16 protein-coding genes are annotated in these 14,193 nt (G+C 60.0%); 4 read left to right on the top strand and 12 right to left on the bottom strand.

Annotated elements, in window-relative coordinates:
- From BLX42_RS07370 to BLX42_RS07320, 11 genes are all read right to left on the bottom strand, one after another.
- Positions 1-1,120: penicillin acylase family protein (locus BLX42_RS07370; protein WP_161871469.1), on the bottom strand; the 1,120-nt coding region annotated here is incomplete at its 3' end.
- 173 nt (positions 1,121-1,293) lie between these two features.
- Positions 1,294-1,497, bottom strand: coding sequence for an SEC-C metal-binding domain-containing protein (locus BLX42_RS07365; protein ID WP_012313055.1), 204 nt, complete (start codon positions 1,495-1,497; stop codon positions 1,294-1,296).
- A gap of 7 nt (positions 1,498-1,504) precedes the next feature.
- Entirely contained in the window at positions 1,505-1,981 is a 477-nt protein-coding gene (locus BLX42_RS07360) for an LEA type 2 family protein (protein ID WP_046787739.1), read from the bottom strand.
- 2 nt (positions 1,982-1,983) lie between these two features.
- Positions 1,984-2,460 carry a YchJ family protein gene (locus tag BLX42_RS07355; protein WP_046787738.1) on the bottom strand — a complete coding sequence of 159 codons (477 nt, stop codon included), beginning with the start codon at positions 2,458-2,460 and terminating at the stop codon, positions 1,984-1,986.
- Positions 2,461-3,132: 672 nt separating this feature from the next.
- Positions 3,133-3,678 carry a hypothetical protein gene (locus BLX42_RS07350; RefSeq protein WP_161871468.1) on the bottom strand — a complete coding sequence of 182 codons (546 nt, stop codon included), beginning with the start codon at positions 3,676-3,678 and terminating at the stop codon, positions 3,133-3,135.
- 271 nt (positions 3,679-3,949) lie between these two features.
- Entirely contained in the window at positions 3,950-4,951 is a 1,002-nt protein-coding gene (locus tag BLX42_RS07345; RefSeq protein ID WP_161871467.1) for a hypothetical protein, read from the bottom strand.
- 51 nt (positions 4,952-5,002) lie between these two features.
- Positions 5,003-5,404 (bottom strand): hypothetical protein, encoded by a 402-nt coding sequence (locus BLX42_RS07340; RefSeq protein WP_161871466.1) that lies wholly within the window; start codon positions 5,402-5,404, stop codon positions 5,003-5,005.
- A 781-nt stretch (positions 5,405-6,185) separates the two neighbouring features.
- The gene (locus BLX42_RS07335; RefSeq protein ID WP_161871465.1) at positions 6,186-6,821 is read right to left on the bottom strand and encodes a hypothetical protein; all 636 of its coding nucleotides are present in this window, start codon (positions 6,819-6,821) and stop codon (positions 6,186-6,188) included.
- 92 nt (positions 6,822-6,913) lie between these two features.
- A complete protein-coding gene (locus BLX42_RS07330; RefSeq protein WP_161871464.1) occupies positions 6,914-7,435 on the bottom strand; it encodes a hypothetical protein in 522 nt (173 codons plus the stop codon).
- 16 nt (positions 7,436-7,451) lie between these two features.
- Positions 7,452-8,741 (bottom strand): site-specific integrase, encoded by a 1,290-nt coding sequence (locus BLX42_RS07325; protein WP_161871463.1) that lies wholly within the window; start codon positions 8,739-8,741, stop codon positions 7,452-7,454.
- 227 nt (positions 8,742-8,968) lie between these two features.
- Complete coding sequence (locus BLX42_RS07320) at positions 8,969-9,463, bottom strand: DUF6231 family protein (protein WP_161871462.1); 495 nt, start codon at positions 9,461-9,463, stop codon at positions 8,969-8,971.
- Positions 9,464-9,621: 158 nt separating this feature from the next.
- Between BLX42_RS07320 and BLX42_RS07315 the strand changes: the two genes are divergently transcribed.
- The 3 genes from BLX42_RS07315 (at position 9,622) to BLX42_RS07305 (ending at position 11,410) form a co-directional block, all read left to right on the top strand.
- Positions 9,622-10,314, top strand: a complete 693-nt coding sequence (locus BLX42_RS07315; protein WP_012313059.1) for an OmpA family protein — start codon at positions 9,622-9,624, stop codon at positions 10,312-10,314.
- An 87-nt stretch (positions 10,315-10,401) separates the two neighbouring features.
- On the top strand, positions 10,402-11,115 hold the full coding sequence (locus BLX42_RS07310; protein ID WP_046787736.1) for an OmpA family protein: 714 nt from the start codon (positions 10,402-10,404) through the stop codon (positions 11,113-11,115).
- A 19-nt stretch (positions 11,116-11,134) separates the two neighbouring features.
- Positions 11,135-11,410, top strand: coding sequence for a DUF1145 domain-containing protein (locus BLX42_RS07305; RefSeq protein WP_012313061.1), 276 nt, complete (start codon positions 11,135-11,137; stop codon positions 11,408-11,410).
- Between the two features lie 16 nt (positions 11,411-11,426).
- On the opposite strand, the gene BLX42_RS07300 is transcribed toward BLX42_RS07305, so the two are convergent.
- Positions 11,427-11,891 (bottom strand): CopD family protein, encoded by a 465-nt coding sequence (locus BLX42_RS07300; protein WP_046787735.1) that lies wholly within the window; start codon positions 11,889-11,891, stop codon positions 11,427-11,429.
- A 98-nt stretch (positions 11,892-11,989) separates the two neighbouring features.
- Between BLX42_RS07300 and dinG the strand changes: the two genes are divergently transcribed.
- Entirely contained in the window at positions 11,990-14,134 is a 2,145-nt protein-coding gene (gene dinG, locus BLX42_RS07295; protein ID WP_046787734.1) for an ATP-dependent DNA helicase DinG, read from the top strand.
- Positions 14,135-14,193 lie beyond the last annotated feature (59 nt).

Below are 14,193 nucleotides of genomic sequence, written 5' to 3'. Positions count from 1 at the left end.
CGCGCAGCGGGCGTTGGCCACGGACGAAGAAGGTTTCGCTGCGTGCGCGAGCCGGCAACCACTTGCCGTCGGCCAGGTAGCTGACCTGGCTGCCGTGATGGCGCAGCCGTTCCAGGTACAGGTCCTGGTTGTCGGCCATCACCGCGCTGCTGCTCCAGGCCAGCTTGCCGTTGTAGCCGGCCAGGACGATGGGCAGGCCCGGCAACGACAGGCCTGCAACCTGGTACTTGCCGGTGTGGATCTGCACCGGGCTCAGGGCCCAGGCTGCGCGGCTGTCGCTTGCCAACAGGCTTTTTCCGCTGCGGCTGCGTTGCGGGCCCAGGGCCAGGTTGGCCGAGCCCGGGCTGCCGAGCAGGTTCAGGTCGGCGAGCTTCTGGCTGGCGGCTGCCAGCGCAGCCAGGCCCGGTAGTTGGCTGCTCAGGTTCAGACCCTTCAGCTTGTCCGCCTCAGCTTCAGCCAGGGGTTCGTCTGGCGCGCCAGGCAGCAGCCAAGGCAGCTTATCGCTGCCGACCTTTTGCGCCAGGGTCAGGGCGCTGAGTTCTTCCTGCAGGTTCACCGACTGGCTGAAGGCATACAGGCTGAAGATCAGCGCCGAATCCTCGGGCTTCCAGTATTCCGGGCGGTAGCCGCTGCTGGCGAGGTTGGCCGGCAGTTTGTCGCGGTAGCGGAACAGGTAGGCATTGACCCCGCGGGCGTAGACCTCGAAGAAGCGCTTGAGCCGGGGCGAAGCATCGGCGTACAGCTGGGTGGCGTTTTGCTTGAGGTTGGCGGCGCGCATCAGGCGGTCGATGTCCAGCGCCTCGCTTCCGGCCAGTTCCGCCAGGCGGCCCTGGGCCAGCAGGCGCATGGCGAGCATTTGCCCTATACGGTCGCCGGCGTGGACGTAGCCGAGGCTGAACAGTGCATCATGGAAGCTGCTGCTTTCGATCAGCGGTGCGCCCATGGCGTTGCGGCGCACCGAAACATTCTGCGCCAGGCCTTTGAGCGGCTGAACGCCGGTGGTCGGTGGCACACTGTCCTGATAGCCGCCCATCTGGCAACCGGCAAGCCCGAGCATGCCGAGCAGCGTGGCAGCGGTGGCGAACCGTGGGCGGAAGGGAGGAAGGACGGGGGCGGCCATGACAAGGGCTCCTGCAAGGCGTGGCGGGGTTCGAATGGCGCTAAGGTAGTGAGCGCGCAGGCGCCGTGCAAGGTGCGGTGAAGCTTTATTTACCAGCGGTCGGTAGCTTCAAGCTGCATGAGGTGCGGGCCTGCATTTTCCTGCAACTTGAAGCTTGCCGCTTTAAGGCTTGATCAGGCCCCGTGGCACTTCTTGAATTTCTTTTCGCTGCCGCACGGGCACGGGTCGTTGCGGCCGACGTCCTTCAATGCATTGCGAACCGGCTCCTGATGGCCGTGATTGCAATGCGGGCCGTGCACATGGCCGTGGTCGTGATCGTGGTGATGATCGTGTCCGTGGTTGCAGTCGGGGCCATGAACATGGGGTTGTTGGGTCATTGCAGGGTTACTCCGGTAAGAAATCACCGGGGATTATCTCACCACTGCGCGATAAGTGCAGGTCCCGGTGGATGATCAGCCCGGTCTCGAGTTCGCCCTGCAAGCGGTAGTGCAGCGGCTGCTCGCTCTTGAGCAGTTTGGCCAACGGCTTGAGCTGGCGCCACAGATTGGTCCGCGCAGTGATCTTGAAGGTGCGCCGGGCATGCCCGCCGACACTGCGCCAGACACTGGCCTGATCCTCTACCAGCATCAGGTCGTTGAGCCAGACCGAATAAGCCAGGTTACGAATGAACAGGCGGCTGTCATTGGGGTTGTCGACACGCAGGTGCAAGACGAACTCCTGCTCCAGCAAGCGCGCCTTGACTGTTTCGACCTTGACCAGGTGCACCTGCGGGTCGCGCCAGTCATCGTCACCCCATATCGCGCAACCCGCCGGCAACGTCAGCAGAGCGCTGAGCAGGAACAGGCGGGCCAGGGCGATCACGCTCAGTTACCGACGTAGCCGGCGCAGCATTTCTTGAATTTCTGCCCGCTGTTGCAGGGGCAGGGGTCATTGCGGCCAGCCTTGAGCTCGACGGTCGGGTCGATGAAGTACCAGCGCCCGTCATGCTGCACGAAGGCGGAGCGTTCGCGGTGCTGGTGGTCACCCTCCAGATCGTGCCAGCGCGCCGTGAACGTGACAAAGGCATGCTCAGGCTGGCCTCCGAGCACCTCGGCGTTCTCCACCTCCAGGCCAAGCCAGGTGCTCTGGGCGCTCCAGGCCGCAATCGCGTTGCGATCCAGACCCGTCTGCTGGGCTGGCAAGGTGGTGCCTACCAGGTAATCGATCAGGCCGAGCACGTAGGCGCTGTAGCGCGAGCGCATCAGTGCCTGGGCATCCGGTGCCGGGGTGCCGGCGTGGTAGTGCCCGCAGCAGGCGTCCAGCAGGTTACCGCTGCCACAGGGGCAAACCGAGACACTCATTGATCACCACCAGTACTTGCCGAAGTTTTCAGGGTTGGCCCAGAACTGAGTGGGGTATGGCGGCAGGCCAAGCGTAGCGGGCTTCATAGAGGACCTCAAGGATTTTGGTGACAAAGCTGGTGACAGTGTTGGTGACAGACAGCAAGACCGCAAGGGTGAGTTAACCGGGGTCCTTAACGCGCCCACGGGCACCCATGCGAGGGCCTACGGGGGAGCCTGCGCGGGAAGTCTTGTAATGGTGACCTTTCAGATTTTTCTGTCAGATTCTCAAAGAGCCTTATGGTGGCCTGCGAGACCACAACCAGAACCCCAGTTGAACGGCCAGACAGACCCAGTAGAGGGCCTGAAGTTGGTCCATGGGGTTCTCCTTGAAGGGTTAGAGTGACTTGTGAAAGCGAACGTCTGTGAGTTCGTGTTGCAGGGCCACCTCAAGGAGGCGCTCATAGGTATGCGGCCAACTCCTTTGAGATTGGTCGTTAGAAGCACCTGATTGAAGCAACGCAAAGCATAGCGCCGCATGTGGAGTCAGAGACTCTACCGGAACCTTCGTAACTACCCGCTTGCCCTTGTAGGTGTAACACAGCGTGACACTCATAGTAGGGCCTTTGTGAGGACAAGTTAGTCATTGAGCATAGCCCGAGCTTAGGGTAACGATAGTATTATTTCCTCTGCTTAGAGAGTGGCTTTAAGTCCAAGCTCGCGAGCGCGCTGTAGCGTCAAATGGCCTTTCGCTACGGCAGCACGGAGACCCCTTTGAGTATTCTTGTGGGGAGCCTTGATGCTCCAGTTACAGCGATCCTTAAAGGTGTGGCGCTCAAGGATGTCAGCACTATGGGCATGTCCAATATCAGTCATGATATCGGCAACGATTAGGGCGACCTCTGGTCTCTCAAGGATCGCCTCGAAGGCGTGGAAGACGACACGTTTGAACTCTCGGGAGACCCAAGCGGCATACTCAATGGTCGCCAACTTGGTCCCGAAGGTTGCCTCCCGTTGCTTGCCAGTTTGCGAATGCATTTTCTGCATGCACAAATCATCTGACTCTCTTAGGTCTTTGGCGTCAGCGTTTCGCCACTGTCCCGGCTGTTTACCCTTGGGCAGCTTCAATGTTTGCCAGATCTCTGTCAGGTCCCATTGGCCCCGGTCGTTTGCCTTGAAGGCTTGACCTTCGATGATGATGACGTGGCCGGAGTGCTTGTGTTTGATATCGATATTCACGGTGTCGATTTCCTTTTGTTTGCTCTCTGAGTTCGCTCCCAAGGACCAGCGTACAGACCCCGACAAGGGTTCTGATCAGTGGCAAAGAGAGCAAACAGAAAGACTGTACTGAGTGATGCCCAGCGACGGGCGATGGTGGTTTGCGTGTCCATTCTCTGGATGCACAAAGGTGACGCCCCAAGATTTGGGGAGGTGGAGAGATTCAATTTCTGCATCTCTTAGTGCCCCTGCCGGTCCCTCTTTAGGTCCGGCCTTACGGGGCGCTTTTAGATCAGCTCAGGGCAATGCGAGTGACCAGCGGAAACGGCACTTGGACAGTCTGAAGACCATCGGTAGTCAGTTTCACCTTGACCATGCCATTGGCGATGATGTCCACCTCAGCCATGATCTCAAGGTCCCAGCCTTGGGCGTTCGGATTGCGGGTCGCTTCGATGCGCCAGATGTTGCCGTCCCGGCGCTCACGGTAGCTCAGTGAGGTGAACAGCTTGGGCAACATGAAGATGCCATGGTCGGTCCCGGTGTACGGCTGTACGCCTGCGCCAATGAGGTCTTCGATAGAGTCCTGACCAGCACGTTGAGCAGCACGCTCAAGGACAGCCACCAGAGACACTGGGAGCAGGATCACGAAGTCGCTTAGCGAGGTCCCTACAGTCTGGTTAACGTGGGTCGTGAGGATGTCGATGAGGTCCTCAGCGATCTCGGCAGGTTTGCCCGTTGGCTTGACCTCAGAGACACTCTCGGTGCTTGGGGCGGTTGCCAAGATGGCAGCGACCTTACCGGCTGCGCTGTGCTCAATGTCACGGAGCATCTTGTCAGCGGTTTGCTCCATAGACTGGACGGTGAAGCCTGCCATCAGGTTGTGGTCGAGGATGGTGGCACGGTGGCTGATGACCAATGCCGTGTCGGTGGCCTCGGTGAAGATCACAGAACCGGCCAGCACTTCACCCTTGTCGATGGTCTGGTTATCCCAGTTCTTGCGAGGGTCGAAGGTGACAGAGCGGTCGGCCATGGTGATGATTTGTTGCCCAGTGGCCTCAGAGCCAGCCGGACGGAACTCACAAGGAGTCGCCTCCATGGCAGCCTCTCGCCACTCATCGCCGTTCAAATAGTCCTCAGCGGCCTCCACGAGGGCCTCCACATAGACGGACACATCGGTGGCCGCTTGGGTCTCTGGACGGACATCGGCAGTGTTGAATCGGATTGACCCGGTGTTTCCATCGACAATGGCAGTGGAATAGGTCGAAGGCTTGGTGTACTCGAATGGTTTAGTCATGATTGTTGTCTCCTGAATAGATGAATGAAGTGGTTGTGTGTCGAGGTGCTGTTACCAGCCACCGCTATTGGCACGAGAGGCAGCACGGACACGGGCACCATGCTCACGAATGGCAGCGTCTCGGGCTTCCTTATCGGCCTTCGCTTGGGCGATCTCACGAGGCGACCATTCACGGCACCGCTCGGCATGGGCATTGGCCTCAGCCTGCAAGCGAGCACGCTCCTGAGCCTTCTGGTATTGGTCTTGGCGGTACTCTCGGGCAACTACAGGAATCGCTTGGAGCGACAGACCGGCCTCATCGAACGCTTTAACGATCTCGAATTGCTGGCCCTTAACGGTCCCGCATTGGGCGACCAGCATGGGCAGCATGATGTTCTCTACGTACTCACGGTTCAGGGTCTGGCCCGACACGGTGACTTCGTTCTTCAGGACTTTCGTGATAATGATTTTCATGGTTTGGGTTCTCCTATTGGGGACCCTTTGATTCGTCCTTGCGCCATAGACGCGCACGACCAGACGGCCAAGGAGAAAGCCTTCGCGGGCATCTTCAAGGACGATCAAAAGGTTCTGGGTTTCAAGTGGTATTGGTGTTGATGACGCTGATTCAGGACATGGCAGGCCTGAAGGGCATCGAAGGGATCAACCGTGGCGACGGCTGTTGTGCAGGGTCGAGGAAATTATTTTGTTGTTGGTCTTCCTGTCTTGCCCATAGTGAGGGTTTTTAACGACAGTCTTGACGGGCGCCTTTAAGTTGTGAGTGAGATTCCTTCAGAGCCACTCAATGGAATCCTCAAGTGAGTCGTGGCGATGGCTTGCAGACACAACCCTTGTTCAAGTAGCTGGTTCAAACGGTCGAGGGTCTTTTGGGGACACTTAGCGAGGACCCGTTGGGCCAGACCATCCATGTCAAAGGTGACCTGTCCATCCTTGTAGGTCCTGAAGTTGAAACGGTGGTCACTGAGAGTTCGGCGTAGCTCAATGAGCTGGGTTCGAGCAGGTCGAGGGAATACAGTGGACAAGATAGACACGTCCTGATCGGTGAGGCGTGAGTTAGCTGGGCAGACAATGATGGTCATGGTGTGAGGTCTCCTTTGAGGTGTTCTTAAAGATGCCCTTTGAGATGAATAAGAGATGAGGGTGTAATAACAATTACCCCTCTCCCTCTGGGCTGGTCGATTAGTTGGTCAATCAGGCGAAGCGATGGCCTCGGAGATGATCTTTATATTATCCGGCGTTAAGTCGCCAAACCCCGAAATAGAGCCTCTGCGCCTACCTCAGCCACAATCTCAGCCTTGATGCCAGGGTGCCTCTCCACATACGAAGCGATCCCATGGGCAGCGTGTCGGGCAGCCTTGGCGATTCGCTGGGCGGTTCTCAAGGAATACTCATTGGTCTTGCAGGCGTCCGCCGTGATCTGCGAAAGGAACAACGCACCGATGACCGCTCGGGCCTTGACGTTGATCTTCCCGTTGGTGACTCCTGCACTGGTGATGATCGACCCAGTAACGATGTCGTCTACCCATGGCAGCGGATCGGGAATCGCAAGGAGGTACATGTAGGCTGCGACAGGGTTAGCGAAGGTGGCCTTTGGGCGTCCACGGCCTCGCTTAGGCTCATCGCTTGGGGGCTGGTGGGGTTGCCCTTGGGTCTCGCTGGTAAGGCCCTTGGCGGCTTTCTGGTGGTCCTCAGAGAGGGACTCATCGGCACGGCGCTCAGCCGCCCATGCCTGATACAGGGCTTCGAGGTTTGCGGGTCGAACCATATCCTCGCGGCGAATAACCTCGCCAGAGATTGGGTCAGTGTGAAGGATGGTGCCGGTTTCGTGATCGACGTGACGGTGTAATGGTCCGGGTTGTGTGAGCAGGGTCATGATAGTGGTCCTCATATGGCCGCTGCGAACGTGCAGCCATAGTGAGGGTTTTTAACGACACCGCTTTCCGAGGGCGATCAAGGTCGAGTTCATCAGAACCTTGCGAAGTCTCCACCCGGCAAAGTTCTTAGGTAGTCAATCAGGTCATGAAGCGCTTTCACTACACACGGCTCTCCGTCGAGCCAAATCCAATCATAGAACTCTTGCACCTTGGAGTTGTTCTCTCCGGTGATTGTGTCCAGTAGTGCTTGAGCTTCGATAAGCGAGATTGGCTTGTCCTTTAAGTCCCAAATGTGAGCGGCGTATCTGCTTCGAAATTTTTTGATGTTACGTTTTTCAATTTCTTTGGCGTACTGGAATAAAGGGTTGACGAAGGTTTTATCAAGTGAGTAGAGGTGCTGGTTATAGTTGTCCCTAATCTCCCAAACCTTGTAAAGTGAAAGGATTAGGCTGTGGTTACACACTCTCAGTCGCGTCATGATCTGAATCAGTGTCAGCTTGCCATCGCTGTAAGCTTTCAAAAAATCTTGGCCCATACAAACTGCGGCAGTCAAGTCCGTCATCTGATCTAAAAGAAGCCACTTGATTTCATTGTTGGCTTTAGCTTTTTCCATATGATCCTACTCCTTGTTAATTACCATTCGAGAATTGGACAGTTCGAGCGAACGCCTTCACCAGAGCCTCATGGAGTGTCCCCACAGGAACCCTCTGAGACCCCGCATAGAGGTCATAAGTAATGTTCCCTGAGCTGTGCCCGGTGATGCTCTGAGCGATGACCTCAGGGGTCGCAGCGGCCTTCAGCAGACCCGACAGGGAATGCCTCAGCGAGTGGAACGACTGGTCACTGCCTGCCTTCAATCCCAGTGGCTCACGTAGGGCCTCATTGAGCGGCTTGTTGAAGTAGTGAGCCTTCGCCTTGAACAGCTTGCCGGGTTCCGATGCCACCCACTCAAGGAAGGTCTTGAGGGAGAACCCATAGGCCCCATCGACCAGAGGGACTTGCCGGATGGAGAAGTCATTCTTCAGGGTCTTTCCCTTCTCGTCCTTGTTGATGTCGATGACGGTGATCCCGTCCACTTGCTTTATGTCGTCCTGAGTCAGTTGGTACAGCTCACCAATACGGGCACCTGTGAGGACTCCCAGAGACAGCGCCCAGCGCTTCCAGTCAGTTGCAGGCAGGGCGTTGGCATAGTCCATGATGGTTGCCACCTCATCACGAGAGAAGGGCCTACGCTCACTGTCAGCCCCTTTCTCGATCTTCAGACCCTTGTCATAGGAGCGCTCAAGAAAGCCGTTGTTAACAGCCCAATCCATGACAGTAGATAGCTGGGTCAATAGCTTGTTGACTGTCAGGACCTTGCGGCCATCCATCACACGCTCTTTGAGCGCCACCATGTCAGCCCTTGTGTGGGTCTTGATGTCGAGGTCCCCGAGAAGCCCCGAGAGCGTCTTACAGTTCGATTGAATGGCCTTCAGGGTCGAACCTTCTACGTTGCCTTGGCGTTCCTTGATGAACAGCTCAGAGAGGCCCTCGAAGGTAATCGGGTCTGTCGAGGACGCATTTACAGATAGGGACAGGGAAGGGGCTACAAACGTGCTACAAGACAGCTCCCCAATGATCTCCGTGAGTTCCTGAGGGCGACCCTCAAGACGCTCCTGAGCGGCCCTGAGTACCCTCTGGCCTGTGCCGATAGCTCGCTGCTGGTTCCCAGTGAACCGACCAAGCGAGGCAGCCTCAGCGAGGTGGTTGCTCATCTGGTCATAGATTTCCATGTATAGGCCCCGTGAGTCCTCGCTATGGCCCTGTAGGGCGTCCTCAGCGATCTCCTTGAGGCGCTCCTTGAGGTCCTCCCACGAAGCCTCAGGGCGGTCGAGGTGGAAGACAGCCAGTGTCTTGAGGATGTCCTTTGAGAACTGCATAGCGGTTGGCCTATCGGTGGAACGGAGAGAGATGGCGAGACTACGGGTTGAGCATCCCCGAGGGCGAACCCTCAGGTAATAGATTCCTGACCGTCTGTAGTGCCAGACCGAAAGGGCCTGAGATGGTCGTTGGTGACAAGGCTGGTGACAGGCTGGTGACAGTTGGCCCTGCTCTGGCATAGCTTCGATAGCGTTCATGGTGAGGTAAGCCCTTGATATTCATGGGTTTACCACCAGTACTTGCCAAACATTTCCGGGTTGGCCCAGAACCTGGCGTTGAGCCAGTCGGGGACCTGCTTGTAGTCATGTAGATCATAGGTGAACAGGCTCAAGACCTGCTCGTCGCGTCGGAATTTCTCGCTGGCCGACAGGGCCAGGGCAAAAAAATCGGTCTCCTGCCAGCCACAGGCGTGCAGGTCGGCCAGCACGGCGACACGGCTGGCGTTGAGGTTGCGGATGCCACCCAGCAGTTCCAGGCCAGCGCGTTTGGGCAAATGTTCCAGGCAGTCCACCAGCAATGCCAGGTCGAAGCGTTGTGCGGCAACATGCGCTGCAAGCGCGCCTGGCTGGCACGTCTCGATCGTCACCTGCGGATGTGCCTGGGCAAACGCCTCCAGGGCAGGAAAACGCGTGCCTACCAGCAGCAGACGTTGCGGGGTGAAGCGCTCCAGCAGGGCCGCCAGGGCCTGCTGGGGTGTGCGTTGGGAAAAACCGTCGGTCATTGCCAATCCTCGTTCAGGTCTTCCAAGACTAACGGGCTGTCGGCCGTGGGCAAAGCACCGTATGACCCTGTCGTGGCTTATTGCTGGCAGGGATGAGATGCGCGGTCTTTACTCCCATGGATCGGCCTTATGCCGATTCCCCTAGGAGAAGCTACGAAATGAGCATAGTACGCACAGCGATACCCCTGGTACTGCTCACCAGTGTGTTGACTGGTTGTGCAGGTTTGCAAAAAACCGACTGGCCGAAGTGTGCTGCCGTCGGGGGTGTGGGCGGCGCTGCCCTGGGCGCCATCGAAAGCTCCAGCTGGGCTGGCTGGGGTGCGTTGCTGGGCGGTGGCCTGGCAGCTGGCTACTGCTGGGCCAACGGCGATGGTGACGAGGATGGCGATGGTGTGCCGGACAGCCGTGACAAGTGCCCAGGTACTCCGCGTGGTGTGCAGGTCGATGCCAATGGCTGTCCGCCCGAGCCGGCGCCTGTGGTCGAGGAAGTCGTGGTACAGAAGGAGGAAGTCATCGTCATCCGTGACGTACACTTCGAGTTCGACTCTGCGCGCCTGACCCCAGCCGACAAGGAACGCCTGAACACCATTTCCACACGCCTGAAGCAGGAAGCGCCGAGCGCTCGTCTGAGCGTCACCGGCCACACCGACAGCGTGGGCTCCGACAGTTACAACCAGAACCTGTCCGAGCGCCGTGCCCACTCGGTGACCGATTACCTGGTCGAGAGCGGTGTACCACGCGCCAGCTTCGTGTCGGTGGTCGGTGCCGGCGAAACCCAGCCTGTAGCGGACAACGCCACAGCCGATGGGCGTTCGATGAACCGTCGCACCGAGATCAAGATCGAGCGCTGACGGCGTGCGCCCGCGCCTTGAGAAGTGGCGCGGGCGCGTCTTTACTCCTGTAGGCCGGTTGCGGCCAACGACACAGGAGCATTCATCATGAGTGTCATGTCAAAGGCGGCGCTGCCGTTGCTGGTGGTTTCCAGTCTGCTGGCAGGCTGCGCCACCCACAGTGACGGCAGTGCGCCCCTCAATCAACGGACCTGGCCCATCTGCAGCCTGCTCGGTGGGCTGGCCGGCGGTGGCCTGGGCGCTATCGAAAGCTCGAGCTGGGCTGCAGGCGCTGGCGCCTTGGGTGCGATCGCCGGCGGCCTGATCTGTTACGCCCAGGATGGGGACGAAGATGAGGATGGCGTCTTCGATCGCCGTGACCGTTGCCCTGACACGCCTGCCGGCACGGCGGTCGACCACATGGGCTGCCCGCTGCCGCAGTATCCGCCCAGCCAACCTGCGCCTGAGCCCCAGCCAGAGGTGATCTCCCTCGACGATCAGGGCCAGGTGATGTTCGCATTCGACTCTGCCGACTTGACGGTGGGCAGCCAGCAACGGTTGCAAAGCCTGTTGCCCAGGCTCAGCGAGTTGGGTGTATCGCGGATCAAGGTGGTTGGCCATACCGACAATGTCGGGTCTGACAGTTACAACCAGGCACTCTCCGAGCGGCGCGCGGCCAGCGTCGCACAGTATTTGATCAGCCAGGGCCTGGCACCGCAGAAGGTAACGAGCGAAGGGCGCGGGGCTAGCGAGCCGGTGGCAGAAAACGACACCGAACAAGGCCGTGCGCAAAACCGGCGGGTGGACCTGCACCTGAACTGAGCAGCGATGGGAGCGGCAGATGAAATTCATTCTGGGCGTGGGTAAAACCCTGACCATCGCTTTCTGGGGCGTGGTGCTGTTCAACCAGATGCTGCCACAGCCGCTGCCGTTCAATCTGTTGATCAATGCCGCAGGCATCGCCTTGCTGGGGCTGCACGTTCTGGAAGTGCTGTTCTTCAACGGCAGCTTGCGTGGGCGCAGCCACCGCTGGTTCGATCGTTTGCAGATACTGCTGACGGGCATTTTCCACGTGATGTCCATACCGCGGCAGGCAGAGCTGACGCGCCGTGGCTGACCACGGCGCTGCCTCGCTATGTCGGTAACCGCGAACTGGCCACCGCCACCACCGCCAGCCCCAGCAGGAGGTTGGCCCCTACCATGCGCCGGATCCGGCCCAGCGCCGCGGCACCTGCGGCCCAGTCTTCGGCCTGCACGGCAGCCTTCAGCTCAGGCAGCAACAGCGCCTGGATACGCATGAACAGCGCGAACATGGCGATCCCGCCCCCCATCATCACCTGTACATACCGGGGGGCTGTCTCGAAACCGTTGAAGCGCATGTGCAACATGCCGATACCACTTATCGCCAGAATGGCTACCGCCAGCCAGACCCATCTGAAGAAACGTCGGAAAACTTCCACCCAGAGCCGAAGCCGGGCTGGCCCCTCAAGGGCTGCAACCGTTGCCGGGCGCAGCACCAGCCAGGCGAAGAACATGCCGCCGACCCACACAAGGGCGGCCAGGACATGCAGTGTGTAGGGGAGGGCAAAGGCAAGCATCCGGATCTCCATGCGGCACAATGGGCAATAGCGGGGTATGATAGCCGCCCCATGCGAAACACTGAAAATATATCCAGCCCTTCGGGCGCCTGCAGACCATGATCAGTAACGAACTCAAAGCCACCATCCAGGGCGCCTACTCGCGTTTTCTCGAAGCCAAGAGCCTCAAGCCGCGTTATGGCCAGCGCCTGATGATCGCCGAAGTGGCCAAGGTACTCGGCGACATCGCCTGCGACGACGAAGGCCGCCGTGCGGGCGAGCCCGCCGTGGTCGCGGTCGAGGCGGGTACCGGTACCGGCAAGACGGTGGCCTACAGCCTGGCCGCAATCCCGGCTGCCAAGGCGGCTGGCAAGCGCCTGGTGATCGCCACCGCGACCGTGGCCCTGCAGGAGCAGATCGTCTTCAAGGACCTGCCCGACCTCATGCGCAGCAGCGGCCTGAACTTCAGCTTCGCCCTGGCCAAGGGCCGCGGCCGCTACCTGTGCCTGTCCAAGCTCGACGTCCTGCTGCAGGAGGGCCATGCGCAATCGGCCACTGCCCAGCTGTTCGAGGAAGAGGGCTTTCACATCGAGGTCGACGAGCGCAGCCAGAAGCTGTTCAACAGCATGATCGAGAAGCTCGCCGGCAATCGCTGGGACGGCGACCGTGACAGCTGGCCCGAGGCCCTGGAAGACCAGGACTGGGCGCGGCTGACCACCGACCACAGCCAATGTACCGGCCGCCACTGCCCGAACTTCCAGCAGTGCGTGTTCTACAAGGCCCGCGAAGGCATGGGCAAGGTCGATGTGATCGTCACCAACCACGACATGGTCCTGGCCGACCTGGCCCTGGGTGGCGGCGCGGTGCTGCCTGACCCGCGTGACACGATGTACGTGTTCGACGAAGGCCACCACCTGCCCGACAAGGCCATCGGCCACTTCGCGCACTTTTCCCGTTTGCGCTCCACTGCCGACTGGCTGGAGCAGACCGCCAAGAACCTGACCAAGCTGTTGGCCCAGCACCCGTTGCCGGGCGATCTGGGCAAGCTGATCGAGCAGGTGCCGGAGCTAGCGCGGGAAATCCGCACCCAGCAACAGTTCATGTTCACCTTGTGCGAGCAAGTCGCCGACTTCCGTCCCAGCGAGGACGTGGAGGGGCGTGAGCGCCCGCGCTATCGCTTCGAAGGCGGCGTGGTACCCGAGCAGATCCGCGACGTCGGCATCGAGCTGAAAAAGGGCTTCGCCCGCCTCAACGACCTGTTCACCCGCCTGGCCGACCTGCTCAAGGAAGGCATGGATGGCGAGGTCAACATCGGTATCGCCAGCCATCAGGCCGAAGAGTGGTACCCCTTGTTCGGCAGCCTGGTCACCCGCGCCCAAGGCAACTGGGAGCTGTGGACCGCCTTCACTGCCGAGGACCCGCAAGACAGCCCGCCCATGGCCCGCTGGTTGACCCTGGCCGAAAGCGGCGCGCTGTTCGACATCGAGGTCAACGCCAGCCCCATTCTGGCAGCCGAAATGCTGCGGCGCAGCCTGTGGAGCGTGGCCCATGGCGCGCTGGTAACCTCGGCGACGCTGACCGCGCTGGGCAAGTTCGACCGTTTCCGCATGCGCTCGGGCCTGCCGCGCGATGCGATGACCTGCGTGGTGCCCAGCCCGTTCGTGCATGGCGATGCCGGCCTGCTGCGGGTGCCCGACCTCAAGGCCGACCCGCGCGATGCTGCGGCGCATACCGCTGCGATCATCCGCGAGCTGCCGAACATCGTCGAGGACGCCCGCGGTGCGCTGGTACTGTTCTCCTCGCGCAAACAGATGCAGGAAGTCTTCGACGGCCTGGACCGCGACTGGCGCAAGCTGGTGCTGATTCAGGGCAACCTGTCCAAGCAGGAAACCCTGAACAAGCACAAGGCGCGGGTCGATGATGGCCAGCACAGTGTGCTGTTCGGTCTGGCCAGCTTCGCCGAGGGCGTCGACCTGCCCGGTGCCTACTGCGAGCATGTGGTGATCGCCAAGATCCCCTTCGCCGTGCCTGACGATCCGGTCGAGGCGGCACTGGCCGAGTGGATCGAGGCCCGCGGTGGCAACCCCTTCATGGAAATTGCCGTACCCGATGCATCGTTGAAGCTGATTCAGGCCTGCGGTCGCCTGCTGCGTACCGAGCAGGACCGGGGCGTCATTACCTTGCTTGACCGGCGTCTGGTCACCCAACGCTACGGCAAGGCTATTCTCAATGCGCTGCCGCCCTTCCGGCGGGAGATTTCCTGAAGGCCGGAGCATGATGTGCCGGCCCGTTGTCCACCACTCTGTCGCGGGCCCATGAGGGC

This window comes from Pseudomonas sp. SG-MS2, from assembly GCF_009933855.1.
GTDB lineage: Bacteria > Pseudomonadota > Gammaproteobacteria > Pseudomonadales > Pseudomonadaceae > Aquipseudomonas > Aquipseudomonas putida_E.
Note: the sequence above shows the minus strand (reverse complement) of the source record. Positions and strands in the feature narration are given on the sequence as shown.